At 51.0% G+C, this 17,535-nt stretch carries 16 protein-coding genes; 5 read left to right on the top strand and 11 right to left on the bottom strand.

What is annotated here, in order from left to right; genetic code table 11:
* The first annotated feature begins 2 nt into the window (after nt 1-2).
* Nucleotides 3-1,082 (top strand): tartrate dehydrogenase, encoded by a 1,080-nt coding sequence (locus HOY33_RS07145; protein WP_172289533.1) that lies wholly within the window; start codon nt 3-5, stop codon nt 1,080-1,082.
* A 223-nt stretch (nt 1,083-1,305) separates the two neighbouring features.
* Entirely contained in the window at nt 1,306-1,545 is a 240-nt protein-coding gene (gene ydfZ / locus HOY33_RS07140) for a putative selenium delivery protein YdfZ (RefSeq protein ID WP_172289532.1), read from the top strand.
* A gap of 147 nt (nt 1,546-1,692) precedes the next feature.
* On the opposite strand, the gene HOY33_RS07135 is transcribed toward ydfZ, so the two are convergent.
* From HOY33_RS07135 to manD, 11 genes are all read right to left on the bottom strand, one after another.
* Nucleotides 1,693-2,370, bottom strand: a complete 678-nt coding sequence (locus tag HOY33_RS07135) for a GntR family transcriptional regulator (protein WP_172289531.1) — start codon at nt 2,368-2,370, stop codon at nt 1,693-1,695.
* Nucleotides 2,371-2,598: 228 nt separating this feature from the next.
* Nucleotides 2,599-3,882: a TRAP transporter large permease gene (locus HOY33_RS07130; protein ID WP_172289530.1), complete on the bottom strand. Its 1,284-nt coding sequence runs from the start codon at nt 3,880-3,882 to the stop codon at nt 2,599-2,601.
* The gene (locus HOY33_RS07125; protein WP_172289529.1) at nt 3,879-4,358 is read right to left on the bottom strand and encodes a TRAP transporter small permease; all 480 of its coding nucleotides are present in this window, start codon (nt 4,356-4,358) and stop codon (nt 3,879-3,881) included. The genes HOY33_RS07130 and HOY33_RS07125 overlap by 4 nt, the downstream gene beginning before the upstream one ends.
* A gap of 60 nt (nt 4,359-4,418) precedes the next feature.
* Complete coding sequence (locus HOY33_RS07120; protein WP_172289528.1) at nt 4,419-5,447, bottom strand: C4-dicarboxylate TRAP transporter substrate-binding protein; 1,029 nt, start codon at nt 5,445-5,447, stop codon at nt 4,419-4,421.
* A gap of 314 nt (nt 5,448-5,761) precedes the next feature.
* Nucleotides 5,762-7,252 (bottom strand): mannitol dehydrogenase family protein, encoded by a 1,491-nt coding sequence (locus tag HOY33_RS07115; RefSeq protein ID WP_172289527.1) that lies wholly within the window; start codon nt 7,250-7,252, stop codon nt 5,762-5,764.
* A 51-nt stretch (nt 7,253-7,303) separates the two neighbouring features.
* Nucleotides 7,304-8,317 (bottom strand): 3-dehydro-L-gulonate 2-dehydrogenase, encoded by a 1,014-nt coding sequence (yiaK, locus tag HOY33_RS07110; protein WP_172289526.1) that lies wholly within the window; start codon nt 8,315-8,317, stop codon nt 7,304-7,306.
* A gap of 21 nt (nt 8,318-8,338) precedes the next feature.
* Nucleotides 8,339-9,823 (bottom strand): TRAP transporter large permease subunit, encoded by a 1,485-nt coding sequence (locus HOY33_RS07105; RefSeq protein WP_199377676.1) that lies wholly within the window; start codon nt 9,821-9,823, stop codon nt 8,339-8,341.
* Entirely contained in the window at nt 9,820-10,356 is a 537-nt protein-coding gene (locus HOY33_RS07100) for a TRAP transporter small permease subunit (RefSeq protein ID WP_172289525.1), read from the bottom strand. Before HOY33_RS07100 ends, HOY33_RS07105 begins: the two co-directional genes overlap by 4 nt.
* A 57-nt stretch (nt 10,357-10,413) precedes the next feature.
* The gene (locus HOY33_RS07095) at nt 10,414-11,484 is read right to left on the bottom strand and encodes a TRAP transporter substrate-binding protein (protein WP_172289524.1); all 1,071 of its coding nucleotides are present in this window, start codon (nt 11,482-11,484) and stop codon (nt 10,414-10,416) included.
* Between the two features lie 87 nt (nt 11,485-11,571).
* Nucleotides 11,572-12,582: a Zn-dependent oxidoreductase gene (locus tag HOY33_RS07090; protein ID WP_172289523.1), complete on the bottom strand. Its 1,011-nt coding sequence runs from the start codon at nt 12,580-12,582 to the stop codon at nt 11,572-11,574.
* A 14-nt stretch (nt 12,583-12,596) separates the two neighbouring features.
* A complete protein-coding gene (manD, locus tag HOY33_RS07085) occupies nt 12,597-13,811 on the bottom strand; it encodes a D-mannonate dehydratase ManD (protein ID WP_172289522.1) in 1,215 nt (404 codons plus the stop codon).
* A gap of 685 nt (nt 13,812-14,496) precedes the next feature.
* On the opposite strand from manD, the gene HOY33_RS07080 reads away from it, so the two are divergent.
* The 3 genes from HOY33_RS07080 to HOY33_RS07070 are packed head-to-tail and all read left to right on the top strand — an operon-like array spanning nt 14,497 to nt 17,534.
* A complete protein-coding gene (locus tag HOY33_RS07080; RefSeq protein ID WP_172289521.1) occupies nt 14,497-15,201 on the top strand; it encodes a 4Fe-4S dicluster domain-containing protein in 705 nt (234 codons plus the stop codon).
* On the top strand, nt 15,194-16,153 hold the full coding sequence (nrfD, locus tag HOY33_RS07075; RefSeq protein WP_172289520.1) for a cytochrome c nitrite reductase subunit NrfD: 960 nt from the start codon (nt 15,194-15,196) through the stop codon (nt 16,151-16,153). The genes HOY33_RS07080 and nrfD overlap by 8 nt, the downstream gene beginning before the upstream one ends.
* A gap of 4 nt (nt 16,154-16,157) precedes the next feature.
* Nucleotides 16,158-17,534 (top strand): MFS transporter, encoded by a 1,377-nt coding sequence (locus HOY33_RS07070; RefSeq protein ID WP_172289519.1) that lies wholly within the window; start codon nt 16,158-16,160, stop codon nt 17,532-17,534.
* The last annotated feature ends 1 nt before the right edge of the window (nt 17,535 follow it).

The following is a 17,535-nucleotide window of genomic DNA, read 5'->3' as shown; positions in this document are numbered from 1 at the left end:
TGATGTCGGTAAAACAACATAGCATCGCCGTCATACCCGGTGATGGAATCGGTAAAGAAGTGATGCCCGAAGGTGTCCGCGTGATCCAACGGGCGGCGGAAAAATTTGGCATCACGATACAGTGGGACTGGTTTGATTTCTCCAGTGCCGACTATTATCTCAGGCATGGGAAAATGCTGCCGGATGACTGGTTTTCTATCCTGAAAAATTATGACGCGATCTATTTCGGCGCGGTAGGCTGGCCTGAAATCCTCCCCGATCACATTTCCCTATGGGGATCGTTGCTGCAATTCCGCCGGGAATTCGATCAGTATGTCAACCTGCGTCCCTGTCGGTTAATGCCCGGCATTAAAGCGCCGCTTGCCGGTCGTGAAGCCGGCGACATTGATTTCTATGTGGTGCGGGAAAACACCGAGGGCGAATACTCCAGCGTAGGCGGCACCCTGTTTGCCGGCACCGATCGTGAAATCGTCATTCAGGAAACGGTGATGACGCGCGTGGGCGTCGATCGTATCCTGAAGTTTGCCTATGAACTGGCGATGAAACGCCCGAAAAAACATCTGACCTCCGCCACGAAATCGAACGGTATCGCCATAACCATGCCTTACTGGGACAGTCGGGTGGCTGAAATGGCGAAACAGTATCCGGATATTAAAGTTGATAAATTCCACATCGATATTCTGACCGCCAATTTTGTCCTGCATCCGGATTGGTTTGACGTCGTCGTCGCCAGCAATTTATTTGGCGATATCCTGTCGGATCTGGGGCCGGCCTGTACCGGTACGATAGGCATCGCCCCTTCCGCCAATATCAACCCGGAACGCCATTTCCCCAGCCTGTTTGAGCCGGTTCATGGTTCGGCCCCGGATATTGCCGGCAAAGGATTGGCCAACCCCATCGGTCAGATATGGTGCGGCGCGATGATGCTGGAACATTTAGGCTATCCAGACGCAGGCGCGGCGGTATTGCGGGCGATTGAAGACGTTTTGTCTCAAGGCCCGCAGGCCGCTCCCCTCACCCGCGATCTCGGCGGCAGCGGCAATACCGCAACATTGGGTAAAGCGATTGCGGAACGGCTGTGACAGAAAAAACCGGCTTGCTGTTCCGGCGATTTACTGGCGTTAACCCATAAAAAGGCGCGTATCAACGCCCCAGTCGGTGTTAACACGATATTGTTGATAGGCTAAAATAGTGATCTACACCACATTTTTTAGCAACACCGGTTAATAGCAAGCTGATTTATAGACGGACTTTCTATAAAAACCCCAATCCGCTGGTGATGATTTTTTCACGGCAGTAGGATCGATGCGATTTTATCGTCAAGCGAAGGAGGTTAACGTGTACAAAGCGTATGACAGATATAGAAATCCGATCGATTCCGGCTGCCGTGTTATGCAAGCCGGTTCCCGCCTGGTTGGAACCATTGCGGCGATCCATGCGGAAAATCTGAAACGAGAAGAAGTGCGCCGTTCAAAATGCGTCGAGCTACAGGGCGTAAGCGGCTATTTTGCCCCGGAAGAACTGATGCGTCTTGGGCGCACCTGACGTTTATACTCGTCATGCTTCACGTTGCATGTACGCTGGCGGGTCGAATTATTTTAGTCTTTACGACCCCGCTCCGGTTATTCGGGCGCCGTTCCGTCGCCCGATATTGTGTCTCAATAAGCATCCCTCCGCCCAGCTGAGCTAAAATCAGGCATGCTCGAACCAATCGCTGTTCTGCTCGGCAATGGGCGTAATCGAGTAAATCAATTCCTGCAAATGTTCACGAATCGCCCTTTCCGCCGCATCGGGATCGCGGGCTTTCAACCCGTTGAAAATAAGATAATGTTGCTGAATCAGGCTCATCGGCGGGGAAACCTGACTTAAACTGAGAAAGCGCACCCGGTCCATTGTCGCTTTAATCGACTCAATGGTTTCCCACGCCAGCGGGCAATTTGCAATCTGCGTCAGAAATTGATGAAAGCTATCATCCAGGCTGAGAAACTCGCGCATCTGTTGGTTCTGCGCCGCCAGTTCCTGGCGGCGCAAGTTATGTTCCAGCATCAACAGTTGCTCATCGGTGACCGACTCCGCGGCGCGGCGCACGATCGCGCACTCCAGCGCCTGACGGATGAAACGGGCATCGGCCACCCGCTGTTCGGAAATTTTCATCACAAAGGTGCCGCGCTGCGGCAGGATCTGTACCAGCCCGACATCAGCCAGCTTGATGAACGCCTCTCTGACCGGCTGACGCGATACGGCAAAACGCGTTGATATTTCTTTCTCGGACAGCAGCTTCCCCGGCGAAATATTGCATTCCACAATATCTTTACGCAGCACGCGATAAATCTGTTGGTTTACAGGTTCACTGTTATTGATCGTATCCATACCGCTGCTTTCTACCCAAAATATTTATTGATTGATGATACATGCATACTCAGGGCCATATCTATCTTATTTTCCCGGTATAAATCTGGCGTGATACGCCCATGTTTATGCCGGCGATACGACACAGTCTGCATACTGGAATACTATACTGCCGCCATCGGCAGTATAGTGAGGCGATTATCAGAATCGGCTAATACGTTAGCGAACCGTACATTATTTCCCCCTGGTTTATGGCATCAGCAGATTAGGCAGGAACAGTACCGTCTGCGGAAAAATAAACAGAATACCGACGAAGACCAGGAAAGAAATTAAATAGGGAACAGAGGCGCGCATAAAGTGCAGCGTGTCGCATTTCAAAATGCCGCAAACCGTATACATACAGATCCCGACCGGCGGCGTATTTGCCCCGAGCAATGTCAAGGTGATGAACATAATGCCGAAGTGAATGGGGTCATAACCAATCTCTGTCACAATCGGCAGCAATATCGGCGTCAATAATAAGATAAGCGGGCTGGCATCCAATACCATGCCGATAATCAGCACCAGGGCAAAAATCAACAGCATGATACCCGTCGGGCTCTCGGTAAAATCAGTAATCAACTCGGTCATTGCCTGAGGCAGTTGATCCAATACGCTGATATGTCCGAGAATAAAGGCGGCCATCACCAGCAGCATAACAATACCGAGATCGCCTAACGTTTCCGTCAGCGTATCAAGAATGCCCTGCCAGGTGAGCTCCTTATAGATCAGTCCGCCGACAATCAGCGCATACAGCACGATGAAAGCACCGGCTTCCGAGGTCGTAAACAGCCCTAAACGAATCACGACAATCAGAATAACGGGAAACATCAATGCCCAAAATCCCCGCCGGAAGCTAACCCAAACTTCTTTGAATGTCGGTTTTGATAACGTTTCCGGCTGGATCTTCATCCTGCGGGCCATGATGTAATTGGTGATCATCAGGGTGATGGTGAGCAGAAAACCGGGGATAATGCCGGCCAGGAATAGCTTGCCAATCGACACATTTCCGACAAAACCAAACAAGATCAGCAGGATGCTGGGCGGTAACGTGGCGGTTATCAATGACGCGAAAGCGATAACCACCGCCGTGTAGGCGCGCGGATAACCCCGGGCAATCATCGAGAAGCCCAGCATACGTGACTGCATGGAGGCGTCGGCCACCGCCGAACCCGCCACGCCCCCCATTAACATAGCCAGTAATACGTTAATTTGCGCCAGTCCGCCGATCATCCACCCGGTTAACAAACGGGCAAAATCCAATAATCTTTCGGTAATGCCGGTACGCGTCAGTAAATTCCCTACCAGAATAAACAACGGAACGGCAATCATCGGGAATGACTGTGTCGGCGCCGCAAATTTTTGAAAGGCGATCCCCAGAGGTAAAAAGTCGGAAGTAAAAAAATAGGCCAGGCTTGATAGGGCAATGACGAATCCAACCGGCATTCCCATCAGCATAAACAGTACAAACAACAAGCCAGTTAACCACATCATGATAAGTTCCCTTCTACAGAAGACGCTCTGGTGGAATTTACTTTCTCAATCAGTTGTTCAATGCAGGTAAACATAATCAACAAGCACCCCGTCGGAACCGCGGCGCTCAGGAAGATATGGCTAATTTCCGAAACCGGCAATACGTGAGCCCGCGTATCCCAGGTAAAGAGATATCCCGCATAGGCGCCGAAACCAAGAAAGGAAATAATCAGAATTTTATTAAGATAATCAATCGCGTTTTGTATTTTTTCGGGCAAACGTTTGGATAAAAAATCGATTCCCATATTGCGGTGATTAGCCTGGGCATAATGAATAGAGAACATGCTGACCCATGCAAATAGCACCATCGATATTTCGATAGACCAGATTAATGGGTGCCCCACACAACGCCCAATCGCCGCAACCAAAATAAGTATCACCATGATGATAAACATGATTTTTGCGATGGCTATTTCTATTTTGATAATTTTTTTCATCTGCGATCTCTCAAACAACGTCCCGCCGCCAGGACGGGACTGTGGAAATGCTCATGACGATTACTGAATATCAAGAGCCTGTTGCAGACTGACCCGGGCTTGTTCCAGGCCGAGCTTATTGGGTACGTTGGCGCAGGATTGAGTAAAAGGCGCTAAATCGATGGTCGCGATCGTCGCCCCGCCTTTTGCCATTCTATCCAGCACCGCATTGCTCTCCTCGATGATCTTCTGAGACGCATAGGCTCCGGCATTGTAAGATTCTTCATGAAGTATCTGCTGAAACTCGGCGGGAAGCTGATCGAACCATTTACTGCCGACCACAATAGAGGTCATTAAATGGTAGTGGTTGGTCTTGGTGATATATTTGGCCACTTCATGGAGCTTGGAGCCATACAACGCAGTCGGGTGCGCTTCCGCGGCATCCACTACGCCGGTCTGCACCGCGGAATAGACTTCAGACCAGGCCATCGGCGTCGGCGCGCCGCCCATGCAATTGATCATTTCAATCACAATAGGCGCATCCGGCACCCTTACCCTGACGCCCCTCAAATCCGCTGGCGTAGAGAACGGTTTTTTGGTGATCATCATGCGGGAGCCCTGATACCAGTTGAACGAGAGGCTGACCAGACCTGACTTGCTCTGCAACTGGGATTCCCATCCCTTGAAAAGCGGCGTTGAGACCAGCTTTGAAGCCTCTTCATAGTTCGATAACAAGAAAGGAGCGTTAAGTATCGCCAACTCAGGTACAAATTGCGCCAACCTGCCGCCATCGGTCAGCACGCCGACGTTACTTCCGACCTGAGCCTGTTGAATCAATTCCCCATCGGCCCCCAACTGACCACTGGGAAACAGCCTTACTCTCACCTGTTTATCAGTACGTTGCTCAACATTTTTCTTAAACTCCTTAAACCCGGCATAAATAGGGTCGTCAGGCGCCAGGGCGGTGCTCAAATTAAATTCATAGGTTTTTGCCGCCAGCGAAGAAACCGCAAAGAGCGAAAGCAACGTCCCGAATACCATTTTTTTAAACATTCGTTGCGGAGATATATGAATGATTTCACTTTTTAATCTTAATGTATCGTTTGACATTTTTTATTCTCCAAAGGAAAAGTAGGGGTTTTAAACCGGCACCTTTGCATAACCTCCGCCCTGATATCCCCGGGAAAACCCGGGGAACGGGGATATTGATGCCATAAGCCGGATCATATTTTGTGACAACGATCACCTATACCGGCACGAATGAGTTAGGGTTACTCTTTCATATAACACTGCTACAGCGCTCCCCATTAAAATAAACCAACGCAACGATTAGCTTTATTTTCTCGTGGAAAGACAATTCCTTTTTTAAATACCTATTTCATATCAATGCATTAATAACCCGACTATACCGACAGGTTATTAACTCAACGTTTATTTATTCTCTCTAACGCCAAACCAACGGATTTCTTTGCGCCATGCGCCTGCAACAACGCATACGCCTCCGCAACCTGTTGCACGAAAAGCAAATTATCCGGCAGGTCATTGCCAAATACGTCGCGCAGGCTTAATAACGCCTTGATGCGTGCCTCGCCGTCCGCGCTTTGTGAAACCAGTTGCGCCAGTTTTTCCCGCTGCGGATCGCTGATGTCGATGGGTTGTCCGGCATCGTCCACGCCGCCGACGTAACGCATCCAGCCCGCCACCCCCAACGCCAGCAGGTTGAACGGCTCACCTTTCGCCAGATGGACGCGAATAGAATCCAGCATACGCTGCGGCAGCTTCAATGTTCCGTCCATCGCAATTTGCCAGGTACGGTGTTTCAGCCCGGTATTCCGATAGCGCTCAAGCAGTGATTCGGCATAAGCGTCCAGATCGACATGCTCGACATGCAGCGTCGTCGCCTGCTCATCCAGCATCAGCTGACGCGCCGCCCGTACATAGTCCCGGTCCTGCATACATTCATCAATGTATTGATAACCCGCCAGATAGCCGAGGTAAGCCAGAAAAGAGTGGCTGCCATTCAGCATTCTCAGCTTCATTTCTTCATAAGGCAGCACATCCGTCACCAGTTCAGCCCCGACCTTCTCCCATGCGGGGCGCCCGGCGACAAAATTATCTTCAATGACCCACTGTCTGAACGGTTCGCAGGCAATGCCCACCGGATCCTGAATCCCGCCGATAACCTGGGTGATTTTCGCCAACGAATCCGGCGTGATGGCGGGAACGATCCGATCGACCATGGTGGAAGGGAAACTGACGTGGTTTTCTATCCACGCCGCCAGGTCGGCATCCTGCGCTTTAGCCAGGGCAAGAACCACATTGCGGGTGACGACGCCATTATTCGGCATATTGTCGCAGGACATCACGGAAAACGGCATCAGCGATTTTTCCCGACGTAGCCGCAGGGCTTCGATAATCACCCCGGGCGCCGAATGGGGCCGCCGAGGGTGAGCCAGATCGTGCTGAATCAACGGATGATCCATATCAATGGATGCGGTTGACGGTAAGTAGCAATACCCTTTCTCCGTCACCGTCAATGAGACGATGGCAATGTCCGGTTGCGTCATCACGTCGAACACCTTCTCAATACCATCGACTTCGCCGTGGAGAGCCTGACGAACCACCCCCACAACGCGGCCGTGCCAGCGGCTGCCGCTCATTTCACAGACGGAATAGAGTAAGTCCTGCTGTTTCAGATCGGCAATTTGCTGCTCGCCGCCGATCAGGTTGACTTCGCAATATCCCCAATCGCTGGCGTGCTCGGCGGCCAACTGGTCGGCATACACCGCCTGGTGAGCCCGGTGGAATGCGCCAAAACCGAGATGCACGATGCGGGTTTTCAATACATTGCGGTCATATTCAGGGACAATCGTTCCCTGCGACACCTTATGCAGATTGCTTTGTGAAAGATTCATCGAAAGACTCTCATTTCAAATTCAGTAAGCCGCGCGGAAAGGTTTTATAAACTACCTCGCCAATTCCAGGATCTCTGCCCATACGCCGTCGTCCACCGGGATGCCATGTTGCAAATTTTCACGGCGGTTTTGAGCCGAATGTTCCCCCGGGTAATAAACCGCTTTCTGCCCTTCGGCCGGTTCCGCCGTTTTGACATAATCAGCCACGCTGTCGGCCATACGGTTGCTGAACTCGCTGCCGCCAAGCTGAGCCGGATCAAAAACCATAAAAATCTGACTGGCGCCGGTACAGCTGCCCTTGCCTACCTTATCGATCTCATTGGTTGGACGACCGGCGGAAAGCAGCGCGGCCATGGCATCCAGCAGAACCGCCATGCCGGAACCTTTCCAATATCCGGTAGGAAGAATACGCATTGATTGTTCAATCGGGCCGGGTTCATCCGTCAGCCGTCCCTGGGTATCGTAACCGCCGGGGAAAGGCAGGCGTTCGCCTTTCAGGCGCGTGACCTGCAATTTGCCGTACGAATATTGCGACATCGCCATATCCAGCACCAACGGCCCTTTGTCGCGCGGCACCGCCATCACAAAAGGGTTATTACCCAGGCGGGTATTTTTCGCGCCCCATGACGGCATACAGGATTCCGTATTGGTCCAGCAAATCGCCGCCAGCCCTTTCTCCACCGTTTTCCACCCATAGGTGCCGCCCCGCATCCAGTGCGTGGTATTACGCAATGCCACGATGCCGATGCCATTTTCACGCGCTATTGCCGCGGCCTTTTCAACGGCGAACAGCGCGTTGGTGATGCCAATACCTTGATTGCCATCGTAAATTTCAATAACGCCCAATGATTTAACCAGCGTCGGTTCGGCATGGATATCCACCCAGCCCTTCTTCACATAATCAACAAAGCGCGGGACGCGATTCAAACCGTGTGAATAAATGCCGTCGCAGCTGGATTCAGTGTGAATCTGCGCGCAAATTTCCGCTTTCCGTTCACTTAATCCGGCATTTAAAAATGCTTTTTTCACCGTCTCTTTCATGACATCAAAATTGATTCTTTGCATTTTCGTTATCTCATCTTTTAATTAGCCGCCGAGCAAATAAACCGGCAACCACAGTGCAATATTGGGATAGGCGATAATCAGCCCGACAACGATCAACTGGAGAATAACAAAGGGAATAACACCGGTATAAATCTGCGTCATTTTTATTGATTTATCCGTAATCGCGCCGCGCATATATAACAGCGTATAACCGAAAGGCGGCGTCAGAAATGACGTTTGTAATACCAACCCGACAATTACCCCAAACCAGACCAATACATCGCCCCGCCCGACAAATTCAAAATCGAATGTCATCAGGGCAATAATAGGGCCGAAAATAGGCAGGAAAATTAACGAAATTTCGATCCAATCGAAAAAGAAACCCACCAGAAAAGTCACCACGACCAGCACCATTAACAGGGTATATGGCGTTAAATCCGCGGCTTCAATGGCATCAATCAATAAATGCTCACCACCGATAGAGCGAAAAACGTAGGAGAACACCGTCGCGCCAAACACAATAAAGAAGATCATCGCCGAGACGAATGCGGTGCTCTGTACCACGTCATACAGCATGGCAAAGGTGAAGCGGCGTTTGACCAGCGTCAGAATAAACGCGCCCAGCGCGCCAACCGCCGCGGCTTCCGTCGGCGTCGCCCAACCGGCGAAGATCGATCCCAACACCATAAAAATCAAGAATACCGGGGCCAGAATCCCGCGAACAATAATAAGCAGGGTTTGCTTGATCGTGTATTCCGGCACGTCCACGGCTTTAGGCGCCAGTTTCGGAAAAAAGAAGCCGAGAGTGATAACCAGCACGATATAGAGCGCCAGATTAAGCAACGCCGGCCCGATCGTCGCCATAAACAGACGGCCGATGGAGACCTGTAGCACATCGCCCATAAAAACCAGCATAACGGAAGGCGGGATGATAATGCCGATCGTCCCTGCCGCGGCGATCGTGCCGCACGACAGCGCGTTCGAATACCCGGCCCGCTGCATACTGGGCAACGCCAGCGTCGTCATCATAATTACCGTGGCCGACACCACGCCGGTCGTTGCGCCCAGGATCCCGCCGATCAACACAACGCCCAGCGCCATGCCGCCGGGCACGCGTTTGGTCAGGATACGAATAGCATCGAGCAGATCCACCGCAATGCCGCTGCGCTCCAGCAGTATCCCCATGAAGATAAACATCGGCCCGGCGACCAGCGTCAGGTTTTCCGCAAGCTGTTGCCAGGCTCGCGGCAGGATATTAAAAAACTCAATCATGGAAAACAGATCGTACTGGCTGGCGATAAAGCCAAACAGCATTCCTGTTCCCCCTAATACATAAGCCACCGGATAACCGGAAAAAATCAGCACGGATAATGTTAAAAACATCGCAATGGGAATTAGGTATCCGGCATCCAGATCCGAGCGAATAACCCCAACCACAACGAAAATAAGCAGCAACGCAAACACCACGCAACCTAACGCTTTACGGCGCGGAGACTTTTTCCCCATGACTGTAACAGAGGCACTCATGATGGATTCCCCGATGAAGATGTGGATAACGTATGTAATTGCCGGCAGATATTAATAATACGGCTGAGGGTGGCTAATAATAATAGCGTCATTCCAATCGGAATAGTGGCCTTAATTATCCAGCGATGCGGTAAACCATGGCTGGAAATAGATCCTTCTCCTTGTTCAAAAGACATCAAGGCGAAATGATAGCCAAAATAAATCACCGCAATAAGGTAAGGCAGGGCAAGAAACAGCGCGCCGAAAAGATCCACACGGAGTCTGGTTTTCTCGCTGAAATTCTCCCTGAACACATCGACACGCACATTCATATCCTTCACCATGACCCCGGCGAACAGGAAAATAAACAGTAAGGTGTGCAGATGCCATTCCGCTTCTTGCAATCCGGTGGAGCCAATACCGCCAAACCGTCGGGAAACGACGTCATACAGCGTAACCAAGGTAAGCGGTATCAGAAACCAGGCGCAAATCCGACCGGTCTTCAGCAGAATCGCATCAATAATATTGGCCAGTTTATAGAGTCGGTTAACCATAAAAAGATTCCTTATGGAAAGCAGCGGGCCATAACCCGCTGCTGAGCACTATGCAGACTACTCAGGTAAATTGCCCGCTGATAATGCTCTCCACTGAGAGTAGGATTTTTGAAATTGGTTATATGAATCCGCCACCGCTTTAAATTCCGCATTATTACCGCTCAGTTCTTCACTGACCTGTTGCCAGGCGGTATTCAAATCATCCAGAATAGGTTGTGGGAATATTTTAATCTGTACGCCTTTTGATTTAATAAAATCAAGCGCGGAGCCTTGAATGGCCTCTCCCACGGCAATACTTTCCAGCACGGCTTTGTTACAGGAAGCCTGAATAGCCTGCTGTTGACGCGGACTCATGCCATCCCATTTGTCCTTATTGATCAAAAGCGTCTGAATGGAAGAGGTCTGATGCCAGCCGGGGAAATAATAATATTTGGCGATTTCATACAACCCCATATTCTGATCCAGCGCGGGCATCGAATATTCCGCGGCATCAATCACGCCGCGTTCCAGCGCGGCATAAATATCCCCACCGGCCATATTCTGCGTGGAAACGCCTAACTTTTCATAGGTTCTCCCGCCCAGCCCGGCAATACGCATTTTTAATCCGCGTAAATCCTGTACGGCGTTAATTTCTTTATTGAACCAGCCGCCGGCTTCAGGGGCATTAAATCCGCAGATCAGTCCTTTAATTTTATATTTTTCCAGCAGCTTATCTCTCAGATCATTACCGCCGCCCTGCTCCAGCCAGGAGATAAGTCCATTTGCGTCCATACCAAAAGGAACGGCATCAAAAAAAGCCAGCGCCGGATTTTTCTGGGCAAAGAATGACAGCCCGGCATAGCCCATATCAATTGAACCCGTGGACACGGCATCAAAGATCCCCTCATTGGGAACCAGCCCTTTAGGCTCGAAATACTGAATACGGATGCTGTTATCGGAAGCCGCGGCGATATCTTTGGGTAATTGCTGAGTAACCGGCCCTAATATCGCCAGGGAGGAGGCATAACCACTCTGCATTTTTAAGCGAATTGTTTTATCTTTTTCATTGGCGCTGACCGGCCCAAGACAAAACGCCATGATTAAACTGGCAAGAGACAGGGTACGAGGTATTTTTTGTAATACTTTCATCTTTATATTCACCTTATTGTATTCGGTGCTATCACAGGTAATCATCAGAATGATGCCGGGCGAAAATAAATCCCCCGGGCATGATTTTTACTCCACGCACAAGATAACTTTGCAACACGTGCGCTGTTCAGTTTCAAATAGCGTTAAAGCGGCCTCCGCATCATGAATATTCAGATAGTGCGTCACCAGCTTTTCCGGTTCGAGCAAACCCTGTTGCAGCCAGTCAATCACCTGCGGGAAACGATGGCTATTAAGGCGTGAGGTAAACAACGACAGTTCTTTACTGGTAAGACTTTGTTGGGTGACAGTGCAAGGCTCGCCGGAAAAACCCAGTAGTCCGATACGGGCCGCCGGCGAAGCCAGCGCAACCGCTTCCGCCAGAATGGACGGATGACAGGCGGCGTCGATAATCAGCGTCGGACGAACCCCGGCCAACTGTTCCGCCAATGGCGTCCGGCCGTTATCCAGCGTCAGGTCGGCGCCATTGTCGCGCGCCATCGCCAGGCGCTCCGGCAGGCGATCCGCCACCACGACCTGAGCAACGCCATACACCTTTTTCAGCACCTGAACCGCGGTCAATCCCATCGGCCCCGCGCCATAAATCAAGGCGATATCCTCCGGCGCCGGTTGCAGAAAGGCGCAGATATTGGCGGCGATGGTGAAAGGTTCAACCAGGCTTGCCAGCTTGTCCGGTATCGAATCGGGGATACGGTGGGCATTGGCGGCGGGCGCGCAGGCATACTCGCTGAACCCCCCGTCGCGATGCACGCCGATAACCTGTAATTCAGTACAAACGTTGGGACGGCCTACCGAACAAGGGTAGCAATGACCGCAACTGACCACCGGATCGACCACAACCCGCTCACCGATACGCAAACGATCGACGTCCTCGCCGACCGCATCAATCACGCCAAAAAACTCATGCCCGATAACCCGCGGATATTTTGCAAACGGATTATGTCCGTGCCAAATATGCACGTCAGAGCCGCAGATGCTGGCGTAATTCACCTTTACTCTGACTTCGCCGGCAAGCGGCTGGGGGATCGGGCGTTCCTGAATAACCAATTTCCCGGGCGTTTCAATCACCACGCTTTTCATATTCGCTACCTCTGTCACCAATTCCACAGCGTGCCGTCTTCCAGACGCGCGACCGGTAAATGAGCGGGTTCATAGGGATATTTGGCCGCCAGCTTTTCATCAAACTCGATGCCCAGCCCGGGCTTGTCGCCGGGGTGCATATAGCCGTCGTCAAACACCCAGCTATGCGGGAACACGTCCAGCATTTGCTCGGAATAGCCCATGTATTCCTGAACGCCGAAGTTAGGCACCCAAAGGTCGAAATGCAGCGCCGCCGCCATACAAATCGGCGACAGATCGGACGGGCCGTGCGAACCGGTACGCACCTGATACAGAGAAGCGAAATCAGCAATCCGGCGCATCCCGGTAATGCCGCCGGTATGGGTAATCGTGGTGCGGATATAGTCGATCAACTGTTCTTCAATCAGCTGTTTGCAATCCCAGATACTGTTAAACACTTCGCCGACCGCAATCGGCGTAACCGTATGCTGGCGGATTAAGCGGAAACATTCCTGATTTTCCGCCGGGGTGGGATCTTCCATCCAGAACAGGCGATAATCTTCAATGCTCTTGCCGAAGCGGGCCGCTTCGATGGGCGTCAGCCGGTGATGCATGTCGTGCAGCAGGTGTTCCGAGAAGCCAAATTTGTCACGCACCGCCTCAAACAGCTTGGGAGTGAAATCGAGGTATTTTTCCGTCGACCACAGTTGCTCTTCAGGCCAGTTGCCTTTTGTCGCCGGTTCGTAGGCCAGACCTTTGCCTTTCGCCATCCCATAGGTGGTTTTCATTCCGGGAACGCCGCACTGCACGCGAATAGCCTTGAATCCCATATCACGGTGTTTGGCGTAATCGTCCAGCACCTCATCGATGGTATGGCCGGTGGTATGGCAATAAACCATTACCCCGGTGCGCGATGCGCCGCCCAATAGTTGGTAAAGCGGCATATTGGCCGCCTTGCCTTTGATATCCCACAGCGCCATATCCACCGCGGAAATGGCCGACATCGTGACCGGGCCGCGACGCCAATACGCGCCTTTATAAAAATACTGCCAGATATCTTCTATCTGATGCGCGTCACGCCCGATCAACTGCGGGCACACATGATCCTTGAGATAAGACGCGACCGGCAGTTCACGACCATTGAGCGTCGCGTCGCCGATACCCGTCAAACCGCTATCGGTGGTAATTTTCACCGTGACAAAGTTACGCCCTGGGCAGGTAACAAACACTTCAGCGCTGACAATTTTCACATTACTTATCCTTCTCTACTCATGACGGCCCACGCCTTAATGGCAACTACCATACAAGTATATTAAGTCGGATAAATTGAATCACTTCACATTTATGCATTCAAAAAATGAATTTCTCACAACAAAGAATTAACAAAGACAAAGGAGGAAAACGCAGCCATCGCGGCCGGAACGGATAGGCGGCGATTTTCAAAAAAAATTCATTATGTTGCGGATTATTCAGGCGCTATCGAACTGAATAGCCGGGAGACTTACCCGGATAACAGGGAGTTAAAGTAGATTTGGATAAATTTTATGTGGATATACAAAGAAATAAATGTGACTAACAGCACAACCCTATCCGTGGACCTATGGTCAAATAAAAAACAATAAAAAAACAGGGGGTATATCCCCTGGATAATTCGCGCCGCACGACGAAACGTTGTGGTTTTGAACCACGCACAGGCAACGTGAAGTATGACGGGTATGGGTAAGTTAGCGATCAGAACCGGAATATTCTAAGTCAAAAATTACCTCTGATGCCAGATTGGCGCCACTTTCCGCAATGGGTTTTTGTTACAGACACAGGGATTTTCTCGTCTATCCTCAGGATGACTCAAATCCAGCAAAAGCCTATCACGATGGTTTGCTATATCGGCGCCATTTTTCAGCTGCATGACTGCAGTTTCAATGTGAAGGTTATGTTATGGAAGAATTTTCTCGCCGTCGTTTTATCGCGTATCTGGGAAGCGCGATTGTTGTCACCGGGAATTCCAGTCTCGCGCTTGCAGAGACGACGGATCAACCGACCAAAACCGCTAAATCCACTGCCGTTAAATACGGCCTGCTGCACAATGAGCAACGCTGCATTGGCTGCAACGCCTGTATCGGCGCCTGTAAAACCACCAACAACGTACCCGATGGCGTGACCAGGCTGGAAATACTGAAAACCGTGGATATTCCCGCCGAGGGGAAAACGCGCTCATTCAGACAATATTTCCGCAAATCCTGTCAGCATTGTGAGAACCCGCCCTGCGTGTCGGTATGCCCGACCGGCGCGTCATTTAAAGACGCCTTAACCGGCATCGTCGACGTCAACGACAAACGCTGCGTCGGTTGCCGCTACTGCATCGCCGCCTGCCCTTATCACGTCCGTTTCATTAACCCGGTCAGTAAAACAGCGGATAAATGTAATTTTTGCCGGGAAACCAATCTGGCGGCGGGGAAACAACCCGCCTGCGTTGAAATATGCCCGACCAAAGCCCTGGTGTTCGGCGATCTGAACGATCCCGACAGCGATATTTCAAAAATGATTAAGAGCAATTCAACCTATCGGTCGAAAGTCTATCTGGGCACCGAACCACAACTTTATCGCGTACCGGGCAGACGGGGAGAAATAGACAATGCTTAACGCTTTCCATTTTGACACGCTGGTATGGGATTGGCCCATCGCCATTTATCTGTTGCTGGTGGGTATCTCGGCGGGAATGGTGTCGCTGTCGATTCTGATTAAATACTATGTGCCTGCCGAATATAACGGCAGCAATAACATTATAAAATCGACCGCCGTCATCGCCCCGCTGGCGGTCATCATCGGGCTGCTGATCCTGATTTTTCACCTGACGCGGCCGATGACCTTCTGGTATCTGATGGTTTTCTATAGCCCCACCTCCATCATGTCGCTGGGGGTGATGTTATTTCAGATCTATTTCGTGGCGATCGCGCTGTGGATTATCAACCTCTACCGTAGCGAGTTGCTCCACCTGATAGAAACTAAAATCCATCGCCCGGCGCTGACCGCGCTGGCGCAAAAAATCACCGCCGCGATTGCCAATAAAGCCGGCCTGATTGAAAAAACGCTGCTGGTGCTGGCCATTCTGCTCGGCTGCTATACCGGTTTCCTGCTGTCGGCGCTGAAATCGTTCCCGTTATTAAACAACCCGGTATTACCGGTATTGTTTTTGGCTTCCGGCACCACTTCAGGCATTGCGGTTGCGATGCTCGCCAGCGCCATGAATCGTCATGCTTCCGGCAATACCGCAACCATGCGTTTTATACATAAAATAGAGAATCCGGTTATCTATGCCGAAGTGTTTCTGCTGTTTGCCTTCTTTGTCGGCCTGTTTCTCGGCGGCGGACAAAAAGCGGTGGCGGCGCATACCGCGCTTACCGGCTTCTGGGGCGGCGTGTTCTGGATCGGTATTGTCGGCTTGGGAATTGTCGTACCGCTGCTCGCCAGCTTTTTAGGCAAAAACCATGAACCGGGCAGAATGAATCTCGCGGCAATGGCCGCGTTAAGCCTGTTAGGCGTGTTTTTGTTGCGCATGTTCGTGCTCTATGCCGGACAAATGACGGTGGCCTGAGCCGATGAATACATCATGGGTGTTGTTCTGGATTGCATCGATCACCTTTTTTATGCAATCCCTGGATACCACCATGCTGTATATCGCCATTCCAGCCATTGCGGATTCACTGCATCAACCGGTGTTGCATATGGAAATCATCGTCATTTCCTACGTCATCACCGTGGTGGCCTTTACGCCGGTCAATGGCTGGCTGGCGGAGCGTTTCGGCGAAAAAAAAACCTATCTGTTGGCCATCGGCATATTTATGCTCGGCTCGCTGCTGTGCGTGACCGCGAACTCTATTCTTGGCTTAAGCGCCTTTCGTTTTATTCAGGGGATCGGCGGCGCGCTGATGTTGCCGATCATCAGAACCGTCATCTTAAGAACCACGCCGCAGGCCATGAAGCTGATATTCCTGAACCGCATTACCTTGCTCGGTTTATTGGGTACGATGATTGGGCCGGTATTAGGCAGCTTCGTGGTTAATCTTGTTTCATGGCGGGTTATTTTTATCGCTAATATTCCGTTATCGCTGCTCTGCCTTTTTTTGGCGCAAAAATATATTCCCGACGAAGCCATCAGCGTGGAGCGCCAGGCCGATTCTTATGGGCTGGTGTTGCTGGTATTAATGCTTTTTCTCGCCGCATTCACGCTCACCGCGATGCCCAAAAATCTACTCCCCGCGCCTGCCGCCATCCTGCTTTGTTTGTCAGGCACCGGTCTGGCTTTTCTTTATTTCAAGCGGGACATCACCAAAAGAGAGACGCTGTTTCCCTCATCGCTATTTGAAATAAAAACGTTCTCCATCGGTATCTTTGGCGGAATTTTAACCCGGGTGTTGCTGTCGTCCACGCCCGTGGTGCTCTCATTAATGTTGCAGACGACGCTGGCCTGCCCGCCGGTGGAAACAAGCATGATCCTGCTGCTTTTTTCTACCGGCGCGCTGCTGTCGAAAATGCTTTTCGAGCCAATGATTAAACGCGCCGGCTACCGCAGGCTGCTAATGATGACCACCGGTTTTACCTCGATATTTATTCTTGCCATGAGTTTCGCGGTACAGGAAAAATCGATGATGCAGATCGGCATTATCGCCACTATTCTGGGAATATTGATTTCAACGCTGCATTCCGCAGAAAATACGTTGGCATTCAGCAACCTGAACAATTCAACTTATCATAGCGGCAATAACCTGCTGACCATGACGCAATTAATCTCGGTGATGGTCAGTATGGCGCTCACCTTTCCGGTATTACGCTTTCTGTCCCAATTTGAAACCATCTTTAACGTAAGCAGCTTTAGCCTGTTATTTTTATTGCTTGGCATTGGATTACCGATTTGCTGTCTGGTATTCAAGCATCTTAATGAAGACGACGGCCATCATTTTATTCACGGCAGATAAC

This window comes from Brenneria sp. hezel4-2-4 (genome assembly GCF_013155275.1).
Taxonomy (GTDB): Bacteria; Pseudomonadota; Gammaproteobacteria; order Enterobacterales; family Enterobacteriaceae; genus Brenneria.
Note: the sequence above shows the minus strand (reverse complement) of the source record. Positions and strands in the feature narration are given on the sequence as shown.

What these genes read in the sequence shown, in the direction of transcription:
- HOY33_RS07105 (WP_199377676.1), bottom strand. Translation starts at nt 9,823, where the DNA reads ATGAGTGCCTCTGTTACAGTCATGGGGAAAAAGTCTCCGCGCCGTAAA.
- nrfD (WP_172289520.1), top strand. Translation starts at nt 15,194, where the DNA reads ATGCTTAACGCTTTCCATTTTGACACGCTGGTATGGGATTGGCCCATC.
- HOY33_RS07090 (WP_172289523.1), bottom strand. Translation starts at nt 12,582, where the DNA reads ATGAAAAGCGTGGTGATTGAAACGCCCGGGAAATTGGTTATTCAGGAA.
- HOY33_RS07145 (WP_172289533.1), top strand. Translation starts at nt 3, where the DNA reads ATGTCGGTAAAACAACATAGCATCGCCGTCATACCCGGTGATGGAATC.
- HOY33_RS07130 (WP_172289530.1), bottom strand. Translation starts at nt 3,882, where the DNA reads ATGATGTGGTTAACTGGCTTGTTGTTTGTACTGTTTATGCTGATGGGA.
- HOY33_RS07115 (WP_172289527.1), bottom strand. Translation starts at nt 7,252, where the DNA reads ATGAATCTTTCACAAAGCAATCTGCATAAGGTGTCGCAGGGAACGATT.
- HOY33_RS07095 (WP_172289524.1), bottom strand. Translation starts at nt 11,484, where the DNA reads ATGAAAGTATTACAAAAAATACCTCGTACCCTGTCTCTTGCCAGTTTA.
- ydfZ (WP_172289532.1), top strand. Translation starts at nt 1,306, where the DNA reads ATGCGATTTTATCGTCAAGCGAAGGAGGTTAACGTGTACAAAGCGTAT.
- yiaK (WP_172289526.1), bottom strand. Translation starts at nt 8,317, where the DNA reads ATGCAAAGAATCAATTTTGATGTCATGAAAGAGACGGTGAAAAAAGCA.
- HOY33_RS07080 (WP_172289521.1), top strand. Translation starts at nt 14,497, where the DNA reads ATGGAAGAATTTTCTCGCCGTCGTTTTATCGCGTATCTGGGAAGCGCG.
- HOY33_RS07135 (WP_172289531.1), bottom strand. Translation starts at nt 2,370, where the DNA reads ATGGATACGATCAATAACAGTGAACCTGTAAACCAACAGATTTATCGC.
- HOY33_RS07125 (WP_172289529.1), bottom strand. Translation starts at nt 4,358, where the DNA reads ATGAAAAAAATTATCAAAATAGAAATAGCCATCGCAAAAATCATGTTT.
- HOY33_RS07070 (WP_172289519.1), top strand. Translation starts at nt 16,158, where the DNA reads ATGAATACATCATGGGTGTTGTTCTGGATTGCATCGATCACCTTTTTT.
- HOY33_RS07100 (WP_172289525.1), bottom strand. Translation starts at nt 10,356, where the DNA reads ATGGTTAACCGACTCTATAAACTGGCCAATATTATTGATGCGATTCTG.
- HOY33_RS07120 (WP_172289528.1), bottom strand. Translation starts at nt 5,447, where the DNA reads ATGTCAAACGATACATTAAGATTAAAAAGTGAAATCATTCATATATCT.